This window comes from Bacillus sp. PK3-067 (assembly GCF_056738645.1).
The window spans coordinates 3,174,212-3,194,348 of record NZ_CP096490.1 but is presented as its reverse complement, the minus strand read 5'-3'; the positions used below and the strand labels follow the sequence as shown (position 1 = coordinate 3,194,348).

Here is a 20,137-nt window from a genome sequence, read left to right as displayed (position 1 = left end):
TTGGAAGTATTCAAGATATTTGGAACACTAGGTTTAAAAGATACTGAATACAGGAACGGCCTAAGAAGGAGTGAGAACGAGGGGCGAAAAGCCTCTCAATCTATCTCTAATGGCTTTAATCCTGTTAATAAAACATTTGGCATGGTAGGCGCTAGCACTGTAGCAATGGGGATTGGCCTTGCTGGAGTTGCTGGCGCTTCTTTAGGTTTAGCAACTGGATTGGTTGGCGCTGTAAAAGAAGGTATGTCATTTGAAAAACAAATGAGTAAAGTACAGTCTATTAGTGGATCATCTGGCCATGAAATGGGAGAATTAACCGCAAAAGCCCGTGAATTAGGTAAGTCAACACGCTATAGCTCTACTGAAGTTGCTGAAGGTTTCGAATTTATGTCTTTAGCTGGTTGGAATGCTAGTCAACAGATTAGCGCGATCGGCCCACTGTTGAACATGGCCACGGCTGGAAACATGGAATTAGGACGGGCAACCGATATTGTAACCGATACGATGACTGGTTTTAGCATGCAAGCGAACGAAGCTGGAAAAGCGTCTGATTTATTCGCGGTTACACAGTCAAAAACAAATACAAGTATTGATCAATTAGGGGAAGCAATGAAATATGTTGCGCCAGTTGCAAGTGCGTTCGGTATGAACTTATCAGAAACAAACGTTATCCTGGGGGAATTTGCTAACGCTGGTACAAAAGGATCAATGGCGGGTACTGCTTTGCGTGCTGGTTTATCTCGTTTAGCTGGGCCACCTAAAGAAGCGAGCAAAGCCCTTGACGCGTTGGGGGTTTCAACAACTAACACTGATGGATCAATGAGAAATATACGTGATATTGTCGGCGATTTATCAAAAGGTTTCAGCAATTTATCACAAGAACAACAAATCGTTTCTGCAAAAGCTATTTTTGGACAAGAAGCCTTTTCTGCATGGTTGCCAGTTATTAAAGGTGGTACAGCGGAATTTGATAGATTAAAACGTTACATGGATATGTCAAGCGGGTCTGCTGATATGATGGCCAAAGTCATGTCAAACAACCTTGATGGAGCGACTAAAGGCATGATGTCAAGTGCGTCAAACCTGGGGTTAGTTTTATATGACAAAATGACGCCAGCGTTACTAAGCGCCACAAACGGAACGACTGGACTTATCGGAACGATCACTAACTACCTTGACCCAACTGGACAAGCTGTAGAAGCAACGCAATTGCTGGCGGGTACAAAAAACCAGTTAGCAATGGAAGAATTGATTTTACAGAATGAACTGAAACAAGGGATCATAAATGAAGACGAATACACAGAGAAAAAGAGACAAGCAGAACAGGTCATGCAAGAAAACCTAACTGCAAAAGGTATGTTAGCGACTAAAGAACAAGAATTGGCCCAGCAACTTGATGCGGGATTGATCACACAAGAGCAATATGACCAACAAATGCGAGAAGCTGAAGTAACAATGCAAAAGCGCGCTGAAGCCGTGCAAATGGCCCAGGAGAAGGAAGCGCAATGGTCTGCTGTAATTGAGGGGATCATGGGGCCTTTGCAAACTTTAGGTACTGCCTTTGTTGATTTATGGAATGCAAAGTCTGGTCAAGGTGTCCCGAATAGTGCAAAAGAGATTTTCACACAAATGGGGCTATCTCCAGAAGCGCAAGAAATGGCAATGGCTGTTATTGAAAGTGTTAAACAGGGTATTGATTTGATCATGGCCCTGGTTACGGGTGATTGGGGAGAAGCTAGCAAGATAGCGGAAAAGATCGGACTAACGCCAGAAACTCAACAAACGATAGCTGACGTTGTAACAGGCGTTATCAGTATTGTAACAAACCTAGCTAGCGGTGTAATGTCTCTTATCGGCCCTATCGGATCATTCATATCTATGTGCTGGGATGGCATTTTACAGGTTACTAATGCTGTTTGGGGTGCCATTTCTCCATATGTAACAACTATAGTAAACCAGGTGAATTCTGTTGTAACATCGGTAATCGGCCGTGTGAAATCATTCTGGGATAACAACAACCAGGCAATAAAACAGATAACTGAAGTTATTTGGGGTGTAATTTCGGTAGTATTCCAAACAGCACTAAACGTTATCCTGGGCATTATAACAACTGTTTTTCCTGTAGTTCGTGGTATTATCGAAACGGTAATGAACGCGATACAATTAGTAATATCACTTGTTTTAAACTTGATCACTGGAAATTGGGAAGGTGTCTGGAATTCAATAGTTACATTCTTCCAACAAACATGGGATACGATAGTGAATGTTGCTGACGGTGTTTTAAACGGCCTGTTATCATTTTTTCAGGGTACTGTTAACACAATAGGTACAGTGTTCAAAGTTGTAACAAAAGCTATAGGCGGGCCATTTGAAGACGCTTGGAAGATTGTTGATAAAGTTGTCGGATGGATTGGAAAAGCTGTAGATAAAGTGAAAGGTTTCATAAGTGGTATAGCAGATTCTGCAAAGGCTGTTGGCGGTGCTGTCGCTGGCGCTCTAGGTTTTTCTGCTCCTGCTCCTGCATCTGGTGGTGGCCGTAGTATGGCTGTATCCGCTAGTGTTGGCGGTTTCGCAAACGGTGGTGTATTTAAACCAGGTATGGAACGTATGGTTAAAATCGGTGACGCTAAAGGCTACGATGAAGCGATCATGCCATTAAATGACGATGTATTCCAGAAGATCGGAAACGGTGTAGCGGAATCGTTAGGCGGTGTTAGCGACAAAGACAAGGAAATTCATTTGCGAGCAACTGTAGAAATGGATGGAAAGGCTGTAGGTGAATTGGTGGCCGACACTGTAGAACGTGTAAACACTAGAAAGAAAGAAACTAGAAAACTATTTTAAGAGGTGAAAGAATGAAGTGTTTTGATAAATTAGCATTCTTTAGTTTTAATGGAAAAAGAAATGATAAGGTGATTCCATTACAGGGCGTTAAACGTCCTGCATGGGCGCCTATTGAACGATCGTTCTTAGAAGTACCACATTATCCTGGCGGGCGCTTATTGCGTACAGAAACGAAAATGAGAGAAATTTTAATACCAGTAGCATTTATGTATGAAACATCGGAACAAGGTGAAAAGTTAAAAGAAGAATTGGCCGATTGGCTTTATACGGATCAGCCAGCCGAATTAATTTTCGATGACGAAAAAGATCGTACTTATTTAGCTGTTATTGACGATGAACTTGATCCAGATCAATTAGTCGATATTGGACAAGGTACGTTGAAGTTCATATGTCCTATGCCTTATAAATTAGGCGCTGTACAAACCATTGATTTTAAACAGGACTGGACGACGGAACAAAACGCATATTTTCGCAATAAAGGTACAATAGAAGCTAAGCCTATTATCGAATTAGAAATGACTAAGCCCGCGACAAATCTTGATGTATGGTTTGGTAAATATCCACAAGAACGCCAGTATTTCCGTATCGGTCAACCTATGTCGATCAATGACAAACCTGTCCAGGAGAATGAACGCGTATTGTGGGACGAAATGAACAACCTGGTCGGATGGACTGACGCGGGGAAGACAGTACCAGGAATGGAAAGTACGGGTAAATTTAGAGTTAATTCTGGTAGATATGCATTTGAAGTTGAAGATTTTGGGACGCCTAAACAGGGAGCGTTCACAGGCCCTATTTTAAAACGATCAATTCCAGGCGGGCCGTTAACAGACTTTAAAGTTGAAGCATACGTAACGCTAAAATGTAAAGACCCTGGAGAAATGGGCCGTGTATCACTATTCTTATTGGATGAACAAGGTGATTTAGTGGCCGATATTAACATGAATGATCTTTATTGGACTGTAGAACGCGCGCACGGATATGCAAGGATCGGAAATAGTATGCAACCGAACAACACTAGAAAAATGTATGATTCTGCTGGTGGTGGAAATACAGCATTCAATAACTTTTATGGCCGTATCTCTTTAGCTAGACGCGGGAAAACGTGGTCTGTATACTTTGCTAGGTTTAGAACAGGAACGGAAATAGACGACGCAAGCGCGGTGCAATTCTTTACAGACGATGAAAACAACCCTATGACGGTAACAGGCCGAAGAGTGGCCCAAATCGCTATTGGTATTCAACGCTGGCAAGATCACAGGTTTGTCAATGATATGAGAATTGATGATCTGAAAATTTGGAAGGTTAATAAGGTCGGAACAGGTGGCAAGCCTTATTTGCTAGACACTGGCGACAAAATTATAATAGATACAGAGCGTTCGCTTGTTACGATCAATGGAAAGGACGCTATTTCCGCTAAAGATATTTTTAGTTCATTCCCTAAGATCATAAGAGGGGAGAACAGACTTTCAATTATGCCACCAGATATAAAGGCAAAAGTAACATATAGAGAGAGGTACAGATAATAAATGCAAAATACCGAACTTCACATAATAGATTTTAAAACACAATCAATCGTGGCAACATTCCAGGATCAAGATTATTGGGATGATATGCGCGAGTGGGAATTAAAAAACAATGTTGACATTCTAGAATTCAAAGTCTTTGACGGAACGCGCCAGGCTATAGCATTACAGCAACAAAACTTAGTGTTGCGCCAGGATCGTGAAGGAAATGTAATTCCATACACTATTGAAGACGAAGTTGAAAAAACGGCAAGTGATCGTTCTATTACAGTTAGGGCGGTCGGATCATGGACAGGATTAAGAAAGGCCAACTTTATTCGTCCACAAAAGTTAGAAGGGTTAACAGCACATCAATATGTAGCGCTTGCAACTGCTGGTACTAAGTGGCAACCAGGGAATATTGCTTATGCTTCCTTTAGAACAATGACACTAGACGAATTCACAGACCCTCTAACTCTATTAAAGAAAACAGCAACTTTATTTAACTTAGAATTGAATTATCGTGTAGAAGTAGACGGAAACACTATAACAGGTTGGTTCGTTGATCTAGTCGAAAAGATTGGACGCGTTACACGAAAAGAAATCGAACTAGGAAAAGACTTGATCAATGTAACACGTATTGAACACACTAAAAATATTTGTACGGCCCTGCTTGGTTTCGCGCGTGGTGAAGATAATGAAGTTATCACAATAGAAAAGATCAACAACGGATCACCTTACATTGTTGATAATGAAGCATTTCAGCGCTGGAGTGAGAACGGCCAACATAAATACGGTTTCTATCAACCAGAAACAGAAGGAGAAATTGACGCAAAACGTTTAATGACTCTTATGAAAACTGAAATGGAGAAAAGAAAGAATTCTTCAGTCGGTTATGAGGTGGACGCGTTAGATATTGCTGAAGTGTTCGGCCTACGTCATGAATTGATCATGAAAGGTGATACGATCGGAATTAAAGACACGGCGTTTACACCTGCCTTGTATTTAGAAGCGCGAGCGATCGGTGGGAAAGAGTCTAATACTAATCCAGATAGAAACAAATATACTTTCGGTGAATATCATGAAATCGTTGATTATGACGCGGAAATGAGAAGAATGTATAACCGTGTTCAAGGATTACTTGAAAATAAAGCTGGTAAACCTATGCTGGATCAGCTCAACAAACTTGTCCAGGAACAAGAAAGCAAAATGAATGAAGTTATTGAAACTAACAAGCGTGTAACAGAGATTACAGAGAAGTTAAATGAAATGGTTACAAATAATTCAGTTACGATCCACGACGGCCCAAACGCGCCAACAGAAGGGTTAAAAGAAGGGAAATCATTATGGTTGGACACTTCAAACGGAAAACCTGGCATTCTGAAAATCTGGCGTGGTGGTAAGTGGGAAGATGTAACAGAAGATTTTTCTGGACTGGAGAAGGAAATCCGTGACCAGGTTGCAAAAGATGTGCAAGAAAAGACAAATCAATTAAACAAAAGTGTATCAGATATGGAAAAACGCGCTGGAGAAGTCGAAAAGAAAGCTGAATCATTAGAAACTAAAGCTAACGATCTAAACAAAGAAATAGAAGGTTTAAAGGGTGGTGTACAGTCTTTAGATCAGATCACAAAAGAGATAAAAGAAACGGAACGCGGTACACAAGAAACATTGAAGGAATTGAAGGTTAACGGCCAAAAAGTTGATCAAACAATTGTACAGATCGGAAAGTCTTTAGAAGGTTTCAACACTTCTATTAGTCAGATTAAGAAAGACGCGGAAACGACTAGCAAAACAGTAGCGGAACAGCAACAAACAATAAGCGGCTTTAGTCAGTCTATTCAGAAACTAGAAACCACTGATAAAACGATCAATGAAACATTAGTTAAACAGCAACAATCTTTAAATGGTTTTACAAATGAGATCAGCCAGTTAAAAAAGAAAGATGGAGAAATTAACGAAACGTTAGTTAAACACCAGCAATCTTTAAACGGGTTCACAAATGAGATCAGCCAGTTAAAGAAAACTGACGGAGAACTAAAAGAAATCACCGTAAAACAAGAACAGTCGATCAAGGGTATTTCTAATTCTATTGTTGAAGTTAACAAAAACATTAGTGGTCAGTCGCAAAAAATAAACACGCTAGAAAGTACAGTTGACGGAAATAAAAAGTTGATCCAGAAAGTTGAAACAGACGTCAAGAACATGGACACTGATGTAATTAACCTTATGAGAGGTACAAAGGAATTAATACCACCAACTTATTTTAAAGGTGAATCAGTTGCCCTTTCTAAAGATCGTTTTAATGATAATGCTGTAGTCGATATTTTGGGAGCATGGCACGGCCTGGCCTATCACTTCACAACCCTTAAAAATGAAGGTAAATTGAATTTAGGCGACACGGTAACATATTCCGTTTGGGTTAGGATAAAAGGCGCTAAAGATGGCGAGAGAATGCAACAAAGCATGTATGATGGTTTAGGTTTCGGCCCAGAGGTAGAGAGCGCCACAAACCAATGGAAACAGGTTAGTGGATCATTTAAGATTGAACAAAAACACCTTGACTCTAAAGATAATGTTATTCGTGTTGAAGCCTGGGAAAGTTCGCACGCTAAAGGGTGGGTTTATCAACAGTCTAGTCCTATGTTATCAGTAACTAAAAAGGCGTACCCGTGGAGACAAGCGCCAGAAGATACAGTAAGTGAGGGGAAATTCACAAGCGTTACAACAGAGATCAAAGAAGAAGCGGGAAGAATTTCTACAAAGTTAGAAAAAGTTGAAGCGCGCACGGTCGGCGGTGAAAACTGGATCATTAATACAGGTCGAAATCAAAGACCACAAACAATCGGAATGGTCGGCGGTGCAATGCTTAATAAGGCTGGCCACTCGTTCCACGAGGATTACATGATTGTCGAATGTACAGATCAAACCGACTCTTTCTATCAATTCCATTTAGATAATACGAAAATGGGAGACTATGAAAAAGGGAAAGATATGACATTCAGTGTCGATCTACAGAATGATGTTCATGTTGATTTTCTTGTATTCCAATTTATCAATGGATCATGGACAGAAAACCTTCAAACTGGCTTCCCTGCTGGCGGTTGGTCAAGAAGATCATTTACATTCCAGATAGACGGACGCGCCACGGGTTGGGGTATGCGTTTAAGGTTTGCGAGATCAGAAGCGTCTAAAGGTAAGAAGTTCGGCTTTAAACGTCCTAAACTGGAAAAGGGATCAGTACCGACGGACTTTAGCAAGTCAACTTATGAGTTAGAACAAAGTGTTGACGGTGTAACAGAGCGTATAACAAAAACAGAGTCTATTGTTAATGACGCTGGTGATCGAAACTATGTACGCAATGGAGACTTTACGCACTATTGGGCTGACAATGATTTAGGTTGGGACAAAGCCCTAAACGGCAATTTGCGCTCTGGAAACTGGTCTACAGGTTATAACAACGGTACTACAGACCCTACAAAGGGTTATCACATGCACGTAAATGATAAAAAGTTTGGTTATCCTGTAGTTGCTGTAATTAATAAGAATGGCCCGATCGTAGGCGGTAAAAGGTGGCTTGGGTTATCTCAAGGCATGCCAAAAAGTTTCGTCAACGATTTCCAGCCAGGTGATACATTTACAATCGCTGTAGATGTATGGACAGAAACAGCAAACAATAAACTGGCAATAGGCTTCCATCACTTTATTACTGGAAATAACACACAAAGTTTCTACAGTGGTTGTCCAGAACTAATGATTAACCCTGTTAAAAAGTGGGTTAGAATTCATTTTACAGGAAAATTAGAAGCCAGAACAGACATGTCGAAGGCGTTTAATTTATATGTTTACGGTGATCGTTCAAATGATGGTAGTGAGTGCTATTTCAAAAATGTATCTGTATTAAAAGGATTAATGCCGAAAACGTTCGCGCCCTCACCAGAAGACGGAGTGAAAGAGACATTGTTCAACGAAAAAGTAACGGAGATCACGAAGGACGCTGACGGGATCAAAACGAACGTGAAAAACTTGACTGAACTAACAACGAAACAGGGGCAACAGATCACAAGTTCAGAAACTCAAATGAAACAATTGTCAGATGAATTGAGCGCAAAAATGACATCTAAACAGGTTGAAGACTACGTTGCGGGCGTTGGCTCTACAAACGAATTGCGAAATGCATCATTTTCACAAAACGAAAAGTATTGGATATTCAATAAAACAGAAGGCGCAACATCTAGTATAGATAAAAATCTAACATACAAAGGGAATGCGTCGTTCTTATTCACTTCTACAGGGCTAACACAAAACAGGTGGTTCGGCATTACTGGTGAGTTTATACCTTGTCAATCTGGCGAAGACTTTGTTTCTTCTGCATATTTCATTACTGACGGAAAACCACCAGCTTTCGACGCTGGAACAGGTTGTTTTATTGAAATAGAATGGTGGAGCGCTGACAAGAAAACTAGAATAGCGACAAATAGAACTAGGGTTGAGCTTACTAATCACATTTGGAGAAGGTTCGAAATAACAACGAAAGCGCCAGCTAATACAGGCTTCATAAGATTCCGTGTTTACAATGAGCGTAACGGCCGTTTTTGGATGGCGTGCCCTATGTTGCAACGTGGTAAAGTTGCAAGTGAGTTTATGGAAAACCCAAAAGACATTACCGACGTTGACTATCTGCGTGAAGAACTTGCAAAACGTATCGCAACAGAACAATACAACCAGAAGGTCACAGAGTTAGAAAGATCAATCAAAGCAAATAAAGACGGCATTGATCTAAGGGCAACGAAAACAGAAGTTTACACAAGGGTACAAGCTGACGGAACTTTTGCGAAGGACGCACATGTAAAAACGTTAGAGGGTAGAATCCAGGTTAACGAAAAAAATATCAATCTATCAGTAAAAGAAAACAACCTAATCGCAAGTATTAACTTGACAAAAGAAACAGCAACAATCCAGGCAAGTAAGATAAACCTTATCGGTGCAATTACGGCCCAACATTTCCAGGCTAACACTATCAAGGGTGTTAAATATGAAAGTCATAACGCTAAAGACGCAACAAACAGAGTTGAAATATTCAACAGTATCATTAAAAGTTTTGGCCCGTTGGACAAATCTAGAAACGCTCAAAACTATGCCGAGTTAAAAGAAGGTGGCCTAAAGGTTTACGAAGTAGCGCCGAACGGTTCACCTTATGGCGGGAAGCATGTTGAAGCATTGCCGGGCCGTTTAAATGTTACTAGTGATCGCTGGTCTTCAGCTATAGAGCCTAGTGAGTTTAGAATCTGGGCCCCGAATAACCTGGCAACAATCGCATTAGGTGAAGTACCGCTTGCAACTGATGGTTACGGGTTGCGTTTAACTGCTCCAGAGGGAATCATGGTACAAGCAACGCAAGGATCAACGCGTCCAACAATCCAATTCAACCCTCCAGAAGCCATTTACTTTGATGGATTCGGAAATATCGTAGGCGGTAAATATGCAAAGGATTGGTCTACATGGTCTATCAAAGACGCACAAGGTAGACTTAAATATATAACGGGCGTCGGTGTCGGATCATCGCAAACAACGGAATACTCTTCATATGGTGGCGGTCATGCGTTTAACCACAACGGAACACGCCTTTGTGCAATGTGGATTCAAGGCGCTAACTGGATGCAACAATTTGGAACACACGCCATTTTCAAATGGCAAAATAATGCAAGACGTTTTGAATTCCGTACAGGTGACGACGGCGGTTGGTCTAACGCTACGGCGGGATCATTCCAAAACGCGTCTTCACTAGTTTGGAAAAAAGACATTAGCAACTTTGAAGGATCAGCATTAGAAATAATTCTAGAAACTGACATCATGACATACCGTTACAAGAACATTGAGTCAGCCCCGTTTGTTGATGTGGAAGGGAATGTGATTGAATCAGATCAAGAAATCGGCGAAGCATACGGCCCTGTTCGTGTAGGTGTTATTTCCGAATTCGCGCCAAAATTAATTGCTAATGAAGATGGTTCTGCTGTCGATCTTTACGCGATGATTTCACTAGGTTGGAAAGGAATACAGGAGAATCACAAAGATATACAAGATAAAGACAAACGTTTAAATGATCAAGAAACTAGAATGAAAGATTTAGAAATTACTATGAAAAATCAAAGTGATACAATTTCCACTCTAGAAACAAAGTTAAACCAGGTGTTAGAATTATTAGGAAAGGAATGAGAAACTAAAATGGAAAATTTCATCATGGAGCAACTTGCAAGCGGTGGTGTTGTCGGCTTGTGTATCGGTGGGTTTGCCTGGCTTTTCCGCTATGTCTTAAAGCGTAACGAGATAAGGGAAGAAAAACTAGAAAACACTATCGAAAGAGGTGTCGAACGAGAAAAAGAATATGTAACAGTCATTAGAGATAATCAAGATATTATGAAACAACAAGCCGAATCAATTCGAGATATTGGCGAGATTAAACATATATTACAAATTAAAACGAAAGAAAAAGAAGTGGACGAAGTGCATTGATTTAATATCAGTGCACTTTAATCCAATTCTATTAAACGAAATTAGAGAGGTTGATTACATGCAAATCAAACAAATGTTAGTACCAGAAAGCCGTTACCCTACTTTATGTCCTAATCCTATGATGCCAACGGAAATTACTTTCCATAATACTTATAATGACGCCCCAGCAATTAATGAGCGAAACAATGTCGCTAATAACTCAACCGGAACAAGTTTTCACATTGCTGTAGACGATAATGAAGCAATTCAATTAATTCCATTCAATCGCAACGCGTGGCACGCTGGAGACGGCGCAAACGGACACGGTAACCGCCATTCTATTGGAGTTGAGATATGTTATTCTAAATCTGGTGGCTCACGCTATGAACAGGCTGTAAAAAATGCGATCATTGTCATTAGACAGTTAATGGATCAGTTCAATATTCCAATCGACCGCGTTAAAACACACCAGGAACGAAACGGAAAATATTGTCCTCATCGTATGTTGGCTGAGGGTCGTGTGGAGTGGTTTAAACAACAGTTAGTTTCTGGCGATTATGTACCACCTGAACCAACACCACAACCTCAACCACAATTACCTTCTGGACAATATGACTCTAGTTGGTTTGCTAGGGAGCGCGGAGCATTCACGTTGAATACAACTATCAATTTACGTACAGCTCCATTCAGTAACGCGCCATTAATCGCGACTCTTTCAAAGGGTCAATCAGTTTCATATGATGGCTATGGCATTGAGCAAGATGGTCACGTTTGGATCAGACAACCACGAGCAAACGGAACATATGGTTACATGGCAACTGGTAAGAGCGCAAACGGAAAGCGTGTAGATTATTGGGGGTCATTTAAATAAAAGAAAAAGAGTCTTCATAATGAAGACTCTTTTTTTTGGGTTAATAATACATTTACTAGTGAATTTGATAATCCGAAAATCTTTGATGATTATGTAGCTAAAGAGTTCATTTCGCCAAAAGAACGAATTAATATTGAAACGAATATGGTTCAAGGAATACATTTCTTCAATACAGACATTGCACAGCAGTTTCAAGATAATCCACAAGAAATATTAAAATGGATTACACAAGTGCAATTATCACCAACACCTTTAGCACGTGCGGCATATTGTGAAAGAGTATTACTACACGAGATTACGCTGGGAGCGAAACAATACGTCATACTCGGTGCAGGCTTAGATACGTTCAGTTTTAGACACCAAGAATTAGAAAATAAAATAGAAATATTTGAAGTGGATCATCCTTCTACGCAGGCGTTTAAGAAGGAAAGAATAAAAGAAACAGAACTTGAAGTTCCAAAAAACCTTCATTTTGTTTCAATGGATTTTACGAAAGGATTTTCCTATGAACAGTTACGCAATGAAGGATTTGAACATAAAAAGACTTTCTTTAGCCTTTTAGGTGTTACGTACTATTTAACGAAAGAGGAACTTGCTAGTTTAATAGAGTGCTTGTTTGAGATGGTTACAGAAGGGAGTTCTATCGTTTTCGATTATCCCGATGAAAATTTATTTACGGAAAAAGGGTTGTCTAACCGAGTTGAAAATATGGTAAAAATGGCTGCAATAGGCGGAGAACCGATGAAGTCATGTTATTCTTATCGCGAAATGGAAGCATTGTTAGAGAATTCAGGTTTACTCATTTATGAGCACTTATCACCAGAGGATATAAATACATTATATTTTGCCGGAAGAAATGATTATTTGAAAGCTTTCGAGACGGTATATTATGTGCATGCGGTGAAGAGGTAGATGATTTGTGGGCATGGAGAGGAATCTCTGTGTCTTTTTTCTAATGATATAACCGGATTCAGGACTTTTAACCAACGTGAAAAGTCCTGAGTTAGAAAGTATGGTAGAGTGCTACTGTCAGAAGGAATCTTTTTTTATGTTTTCTATTACTAACGGCGGAGTTGATCTACAGCATCTGCCGCATCCCTTGCCGCATTTGCAGCCTGTTTTGTTGTACGTATTTGCTGTTTCAAAAGAGTATTTTGTTCTTCTAACAAAGTATGCTGCACTGTACTTGTTTCAGTAACTTGCCAGATTGCTAAAGCTTCTTTTAAATCATCTGCTGCTCCGCTTTCTAGCGCTACTATACATGCATCAATTTTTTTGACTGAAAAATACTTAATTGGGATTGGTATACTACTTTGAAATTTTTGATCATATTCTTGAATTTGAGGGTCATATTTAGAAGCAGTAAATTTTCTAAACACGTGTATTATAGATGGCCACGCAGCAACAAATACAATTAAAAAAACCCACATAATAAACATACTACTTGTATCATTATAACTAAATAATCCTCCTGGTAAGATCATCAATAATACGAATGCAATTAATATCCCAGGTATACGGCTAGGACGTTTGTGTATCTTTTTCATGATACTTTCATAAGAAGTTACATAATATCGACCCTCTTTTAATCTTTGAACCCATTCTTCCTTTTGCATATACATGGCACCATCCTTTTTTTGTGAAGTATATTACTACTTAATTATATAACTTAAAGGGGTAAATAAACAGAAAATTCAGTGTAAAATATTTTTTCGCCCTGTAGGAAAATTATTTCATTTAATAAATCTATCTAGTTGTAGAGTATGCTCTAGTTTTTAATCCTTATATACTACATCCATGAATAATATGCGAGATTTATTATATGATGCAGACAACGGGAATATCGATACATTGGGATTTAGTAAACATTCAAAAACCAGGGTATGGAGGTGGTGAAATTTGGTTTGATGATGTACTGATAAGAAAAAATGGACATTTTATTTTACAAGAGTTATTCAGATTAAATGAAGAAAATTTGAAGGGGTAAAGCGCTTTATTGAGAGAGTGTAAAATAGATTAAAATACAACATACCAAACCAAGAGATTTATCGTGTAACTTTACATTCATTTAATATTAATAGGATACTTGAAAAGGTAGCGCTATGGAGTGTGTAAAAAAGACAAAATCTCTTAAAAAAAACTTAAATTTTTACTCCATCTATCTTTACAATCTCTCTTTATAATGTGAATTGGACAAGCACCTAAGAGAAAGCAGAACATGTCAGTTTGTACATTCTATTATTAGGGGGAGAATTTGTATGAAAAAGACAGTTGCTTCGTTAGCAGTTATGGCGGCATTATTACCGACGTTCTCAGTGCATGCGGAAGGGAAAGAGCAAGTCCGAAAATCAGCTACAACTTTAAACGTTATTAGTGATATTCAAGGGGATTTAGGGGATTTTGATCATGTGCTAAAAGATATGAACAAAGTGACGCCACTTTCTAGAGCGCTTATTATGAATGGGGATATAACGCCGACTGGACAACAGTCACAATATGATGATGTAAAGCGTGTGTTAAATAAAAATAAGCATCCAGAAAATGTATGGTCTACTGTTGGGAATCATGAGTTTTATGCTGGTAAATGGACAGCAGATGGAAAACTCTCCCAAAGTACATGGCCAAATGGTGTAAATGAGGAAACTTTATTTAACCGCTATCTGAAATTTAGTGGACAAGAAAGGGTATATCATAAAAAAGAATTAGATGGGTATCCACTTTTATTTTTAGGAACTGAAAAATATATGAAATACCACGATTCAAAAATGTGGGACGAAGTATATATGAGTGATGAGCAATTAGGTTGGTTAAAACAAAATTTAGAAGAGTATAGTCAAAAAGATAAAAATAAGCCAATCTTTATTTTCTCTCATCACGTTTTACCTGATACAGTATCTGGATCAAGACAATCACCGTACTTACAAGATTATTTAAATATCGATAAGTTGTACGATATATTAAAAGACTATCCGCAAGTTGTTTTCTTTACGAGTCATACGCATTGGGATTTAAACTTACCGGACTGGGCTGGTAAAAAGAAAATTAAAGGCGGAGATGAAAAAGGTTTCACTGTTGTAAATACGGGCGGGATTGAAACAGGCTGGATGTCAGCAGGACCAAATGGAGGAGAGAAAACTGCTCCAGATGGCTATTCATTTAAACAAGGGTTACAAGTGAAAGCATATGGTAACGATGTAATTGTGACAGCTTACGATTACAAACGTGATAAGGATATAAAGAAGTTATTAATTAGTGATTCAAAAATTGCGCAGATGGCACCAAATGTAACGGCAGATGATAGTAAAAATATAATTGTCGGAGCAACTGAATATATGGAGTATTCTATAGAAGGAACGAATAAGTGGCATACGTATAGTAAAGCAAATCCTCCGAAATTTGATGGAGATAAAGTCGTATACGTACGCCATAAAGGTGAAATGAATTTAGAGCCGGGATTAACGCAGTTACTTCGTTTTTCGGTAAATAAGTGATTGGAGGGAGTCTGCATTTGAATGTGTGGGCTCTTTTTTTGTTGATGAGAAAGGGGTTGCCTGTCTGTCGTTTTTTGTCGATAGATCGATATATTAAGAAAATCGTTGATATACTGCAAGTTACGATCGATATATTTGAAAAATCGTTGATATATTGTAAGTAATGAACGATATATTTAAAAAATCGTTGATATAAATTTCATGTACCGTAATTGAGTTAAAATCATTAATACGGTTTTACTTATCAAAATGAAATTCTAATACATTTTTAACCCAGAAAGATGACTTCACCATTTTTACGTGTAATAATAGTAACGTTACATATATTGTGAAAGAAGTACAAAAGGAGCGTTACAATGAATTTAGCTAAATTCCCGAGAAAAAAATATACAGAATTATATACACCAATTGAAAAGTTAAACAATTTTTCTGAAGCACTTGGTGGTCCGACTATTTATTTTAAACGAGATGATTTACTTGGTTTAACAGCCGGTGGCAATAAGACGAGAAAATTAGAATTTTTAGTTGCAGATGCACAGGAAAAGGGTGCAGATACGTTAATTACAGCTGGTGGTATTCAGTCAAATCATTGCCGCCTGACACTGGCAGCTGCGGTAAAAGAAAAAATGAAATGTATTCTTGTATTAGAGGAAGGGCTTGAGCCAGAAGAGAAGAGAGACTTTAACGGAAACTATTTCTTATATCACTTATTAGGTGCTGAAAACGTCATTGTTGTACCGAACGGAGCAGACCTGATGGAAGAAATGCATAAAGTAGCAAAAGAAGTAAGTGAAAAAGGAAATACACCATATGTAATTCCAGTTGGTGGATCAAACCCTACAGGCGCTATGGGATACGTTGCTTGTGCGCAAGAAATTATGGCGCAATCATTTGAGCAAGGAATTGATTTCAGTTCAGTTGTTTGTGTAAGTGGTAGCGGCGGTATGCATGCTGGTTTAATTACTGGTTTTTCTGGAACACAAAGCCATATTCCTGTAATCGGGATTAATGTAAGTAGAGGAAAAGCTGAGCAAGAAGAGAAAGTAGCAAAACTTGTAGATGAAACTTCAGCACATGTTGGTATTCCAAACTTTATCTCGCGCGACGCTGTTACGTGCTTTGATGAATATGTAGGACCAGGCTATGCGTTACCAACGCCGGAAATGGTAGAGGCAGTTCAGTTACTTGCGAAAACAGAAGGTATTTTACTTGATCCAGTGTATACAGGTAAGGCAGTAGCGGGATTAATCGACTTAATTAGAAAAGGTAATTTTAATAAGGAAGACAATATTTTATTCGTACATTCAGGTGGTTCACCAGCTTTATATGCGAATACTTCTTTATTTGCGTAAGTGTAAAAAGCATTGGGTATCCAATGCTTTTTTGTTATATACTGGAATTATTGAGAGGTAGGAGGATGATATGAATTCAAATTTAAAATGGATTATATATACGGTACTCGGCATTTCTATTCTATTAATCTTATTTGTGGCTTATGGGGTGTATTCTTATTTTACATTTTAAAAGCGTAATGGAAGTGAACCATAATGTAATGTATGTTATAGTTTGATATGTTAATTACTTACAATACTTTCCACAAGGAGAATACATAATGAGAGCAAAGAAACTAGTAACGTTAGCAGTTCCATTTATGCTGTTAGTCGGATGCGAGGTAGGAGATAAAGATTCTACTCATAAGACTGAGCAAACTAGTAAAGCAATAACAATACTTTCCGAACAACAGTATCCGTACTACATATGTGAGCAAGTGGTAGAGTTCCAATTTAAGAAGGATGAACTATTACTAAACTTAGGAGAATCCTTAAAGGATAAAGCAAAAGCAAAAGCTGTTTTAAAAACATCAAACGAGATAGATAAAATTTTAGATAATATGGAACACATAAAAGTACCTGATACATACAAAGACATTCACAAATCCATACAAGAAGGGGTAACAGAGGCAAGAAAAGCAACGAAGTTAATTAAGGATGCTGGTAAAGAAGATAAACAGAAGATTCAAGAAGCTGCAATGAAAGGTACTGAATTTTTATCAGGTGTAGACGGAGAGCATTGGAAAAAAGCAGTTTATGAGTTATCACAGGAAAACAAAGATGCTTATAGTAAGGCACTTGATAAGAAAGTAAAGGAGTACTCAAAGTAAAACAGTAACTTGTAACAATACATATCCACCTAAAATTTCCGCGAATGCTATGCTAGGAAGTTAGGTGGGAGATTACTGTCCTTAAATGTGGCTGATTAAAGCTACAGCCACATTCTCCTGTTCTAATTAACTAAAAGAAGAACTTCCCCATCCCGATTAAACTACTGATCATTCCTATTCCACTCATGGTGCCTTTTCCTGCTGTAAGTAAGTTTCCAAGCAGTCCTAGCTGACCGTTACCTCCGTTATTTCCCCATCCTATTGGGGCCCACGGACCACCCCATCCTGGAGGGTTTCCAAAAACACCCGAGTTATTGGTATTGAAATGAAAAGGCTTGGCTGGCGGCGATAGTAAAGCTGCAAGATGACCTTGTGCGAACATCCCTGTATGATTGAATGGTTGCGCCCAGGGGAAGGGAGGTTTTTGAAAATTAAAACCTGCATGACCTGGTAATGGAGTCCAATTAGCAGGGTGACCTTGTGGTATTATCCCTGCATAATTAATTGGCTGCTGCCCCAAAGAGAAAGGAGGAGGTTGGGGATTGAACCCCGTATAATTGGCTGATGAATCCCAACTAACTGGATAAACTCGGTAACTCCAATTCTCAGGAAGCTTCAAATCATTCATTACCTCAGATTTAGTTATTTCGGGCTGTGAATATAATGAAATTTGGTTATTATATTGTTCCCCGTTTCCCTGTGACTTCAAATACCAATATTGGTGCATACGCTAATTCCCCTCACTTTAAAAATGTAATGTTAGACTTAGCCTATGTAATATTCCTTTTTTGGGATGGTTACATAACTAGATCTACAAGCCTGTATTTAAAGGAATGGGTGCGTGGTCTTGTTGATTTTTCTCACTGCCTGTAAAATTCCCATTGATTTAAAGTTTCAATTTATTTTAGAAGGGTATTTTCAGTTGCTTCTTTTTGTATTTCAGCCTAATTTAAATTCCGTTAACAAACGTTTTTATAAAGGTTTCATCAACAAAAAGATTTTAAAATGGTATGTTGAGCAAGTGGAATTGCTAAAAAGAGAATATCCATTCGAAGAGTTTGGCAAAATACTGCAAGGGTAATGTTTTCTTGTGCAAATATGTAAACGATTTAAACGAATCAATGAAATTTATAATGAAGGGGCAATTAAATATATGAGTGAAACATTACATAAAAGAAAACCACCATATTTAATGCTTGTAATCCTTTTTATTGGGGCATTTGTTTCATTTCTAAATAACTCCCTTTTAAATGTAGCCTTGCCATCAATAATGAAAGATTTAAACATTCAAGATTATTCAACGATCCAGTGGCTTTCTACAGGGTATATGCTTGTAAGTGGTATATTAATTCCGGCCTCAGCATTTTTAATAACGCGTTTTTCAAATAGGAGCCTATTTATTACATCTATGGTGATTTTTATTCTTGGTACTGCCTTAGCGGCTGTAGCACCGAATTTTGGTTTATTACTTACTGGTCGGATGGTTCAAGCGGCAGGCTCTTCAGTTATGGGACCTTTGTTAATGAATATTATGCTAGTAAGCTTTCCGAGAGAAAAAAGGGGAACAGCAATGGGGGTTTTTGGACTAGTTATGATTACAGCTCCAGCAATTGGGCCGACACTATCAGGTTATATTGTAGAGTATTATGACTGGCGTTTGCTTTTTGAAATGATTTTACCGTTAGCAATCATTAGCTTACTGTTAGGGATTTGGAAATCTGAGAATGTCATGAAACAAAACAAAAATGCAAAACTTGATTATCTCTCATTACTATTATCTTCTGTCGGTTTTGGCGGTCTGTTATATGGATTCAGTTCTGCAAGCTCCGATGGCTGGACGAATAAAGTTGTCTTAACAGCCTTAATCATAGGCGCTATTGCCTTAATTGCTTTCATTATCCGTCAATTAAAAATGGATGAGCCGTTATTGGATTTACGTGTTTACAAGTACCCAATGTTTGCACTTGCGTCTGTAATTGCAATTGTTAACGCGGTGGCCATGTTTTCGGGTATGATTTTAACACCAGCTTATGTACAAAACGTCCGTGGCATTTCGCCGCTGAGCTCTGGGCTGATGATGCTTCCAGGTGCGGTAATAATGGGGATTATGTCACCAATTACAGGTAAACTATTTGATAAATATGGTCCTCGGATTCTTGGCATAGTAGGGCTTTCCATTACAGCTGTTTCAACTTATATGTTGGCAAATCTGCAAATTGACTCTAGTCACACACATATTATTCTTATTTATACACTGCGGATGTTTGGGATGGCGATGGTGATGATGCCACTTATGACAAATGGTCTTAATCAATTGCCAACTCGCCTAAATCCACACGGTACAGCTGTTAATAATACAGCTCAACAAGTGTCCGGTTCGATTGGTACTGCTATTCTTGTTACGATTATGAACTCTGTAACAAAAACAAAAGCTGAAAGTTTAATGTCTCATATAGATCCAACAACCTTCACAGAAACTACGAAGGCAATAGTAACTCAGAAGGCTTTATTATCCGGAATTCAATATTCATTCTATGTAGCGCTTGGCATGAATGTTGTTGCACTACTATTAGTTTTTTTCGTTAAACGTGTAGACACAAGTGCGGAAGCCGTCGAGAAGTTAAATCGGTAGAGAAGAATAAAACGTTAGATAATGATTCCTACAAGTTGTTTGCTGATTAGATAAACTATAAAGAAATACAAATTTTTGCTACTAAGGCGCCGGTATTTAAAATGGGAAAAGAACTGAAAGAAGCAGTGACATAATTATATA

General features: G+C 38.5%; 12 protein-coding genes and 2 pseudogenes. 12 read left to right on the top strand and 2 right to left on the bottom strand.

Annotation, left to right across the window (positions count from 1 at the left end; all coding sequences use genetic code 11):
- From M1D73_RS16300 to M1D73_RS16275, 6 genes and pseudogenes are all read left to right on the top strand, one after another.
- Positions 1-2,844, top strand: a complete 2,844-nt coding sequence (locus M1D73_RS16300) for a phage tail tape measure protein (protein WP_121868454.1) — start codon at positions 1-3, stop codon at positions 2,842-2,844.
- Positions 2,845-2,855: 11 nt separating this feature from the next.
- Positions 2,856-4,370 (top strand): distal tail protein Dit, encoded by a 1,515-nt coding sequence (locus M1D73_RS16295; RefSeq protein WP_086385031.1) that lies wholly within the window; start codon positions 2,856-2,858, stop codon positions 4,368-4,370.
- A 3-nt stretch (positions 4,371-4,373) separates the two neighbouring features.
- The gene (locus tag M1D73_RS16290) at positions 4,374-10,565 is read left to right on the top strand and encodes a phage tail spike protein (protein WP_243341166.1); all 6,192 of its coding nucleotides are present in this window, start codon (positions 4,374-4,376) and stop codon (positions 10,563-10,565) included.
- Between the two features lie 9 nt (positions 10,566-10,574).
- A complete protein-coding gene (locus M1D73_RS16285; RefSeq protein ID WP_042598287.1) occupies positions 10,575-10,862 on the top strand; it encodes a hypothetical protein in 288 nt (95 codons plus the stop codon).
- Positions 10,863-10,920: 58 nt separating this feature from the next.
- Positions 10,921-11,712 (top strand): N-acetylmuramoyl-L-alanine amidase, encoded by a 792-nt coding sequence (locus M1D73_RS16280; RefSeq protein WP_121868453.1) that lies wholly within the window; start codon positions 10,921-10,923, stop codon positions 11,710-11,712.
- A 51-nt stretch (positions 11,713-11,763) separates the two neighbouring features.
- Positions 11,764-12,624 (top strand): annotated as a pseudogene (locus tag M1D73_RS16275) (class I SAM-dependent methyltransferase); the annotation flags it as partial.
- Positions 12,625-12,773: 149 nt separating this feature from the next.
- On the opposite strand, the gene M1D73_RS16270 reads toward M1D73_RS16275, so the two are convergent.
- The gene (locus tag M1D73_RS16270) at positions 12,774-13,334 is read right to left on the bottom strand and encodes a hypothetical protein (protein WP_049108434.1); all 561 of its coding nucleotides are present in this window, start codon (positions 13,332-13,334) and stop codon (positions 12,774-12,776) included.
- A gap of 137 nt (positions 13,335-13,471) precedes the next feature.
- On the opposite strand from M1D73_RS16270, the pseudogene M1D73_RS16265 reads away from it, so the two are divergent.
- The 4 genes and pseudogenes from M1D73_RS16265 to M1D73_RS16250 form a co-directional block, all read left to right on the top strand.
- A pseudogene (locus M1D73_RS16265) lies at positions 13,472-13,699 on the top strand (aminopeptidase); the annotation flags it as partial.
- A 271-nt stretch (positions 13,700-13,970) separates the two neighbouring features.
- On the top strand, positions 13,971-15,203 hold the full coding sequence (locus M1D73_RS16260; protein ID WP_121868452.1) for a DUF4073 domain-containing protein: 1,233 nt from the start codon (positions 13,971-13,973) through the stop codon (positions 15,201-15,203).
- Positions 15,204-15,559: 356 nt separating this feature from the next.
- A complete protein-coding gene (cuyA, locus tag M1D73_RS16255; protein WP_048558187.1) occupies positions 15,560-16,555 on the top strand; it encodes a D-cysteate sulfo-lyase in 996 nt (331 codons plus the stop codon).
- Between the two features lie 260 nt (positions 16,556-16,815).
- Complete coding sequence (locus M1D73_RS16250) at positions 16,816-17,364, top strand: hypothetical protein (RefSeq protein ID WP_121868451.1); 549 nt, start codon at positions 16,816-16,818, stop codon at positions 17,362-17,364.
- Between the two features lie 130 nt (positions 17,365-17,494).
- Here the strand turns inward: M1D73_RS16250 and M1D73_RS16245 are convergent, their stop codons facing one another.
- The gene (locus M1D73_RS16245; RefSeq protein ID WP_000554420.1) at positions 17,495-18,091 is read right to left on the bottom strand and encodes a hypothetical protein; all 597 of its coding nucleotides are present in this window, start codon (positions 18,089-18,091) and stop codon (positions 17,495-17,497) included.
- A gap of 114 nt (positions 18,092-18,205) precedes the next feature.
- On the opposite strand from M1D73_RS16245, the gene M1D73_RS16240 reads away from it, so the two are divergent.
- Together M1D73_RS16240 and M1D73_RS16235 are read left to right on the top strand one after the other, a co-directional pair.
- Positions 18,206-18,445: a hypothetical protein gene (locus M1D73_RS16240; protein ID WP_000243463.1), complete on the top strand. Its 240-nt coding sequence runs from the start codon at positions 18,206-18,208 to the stop codon at positions 18,443-18,445.
- Positions 18,446-18,517: 72 nt separating this feature from the next.
- On the top strand, positions 18,518-19,996 hold the full coding sequence (locus M1D73_RS16235) for a DHA2 family efflux MFS transporter permease subunit (protein WP_142927637.1): 1,479 nt from the start codon (positions 18,518-18,520) through the stop codon (positions 19,994-19,996).
- The last annotated feature ends 141 nt before the right edge of the window (positions 19,997-20,137 follow it).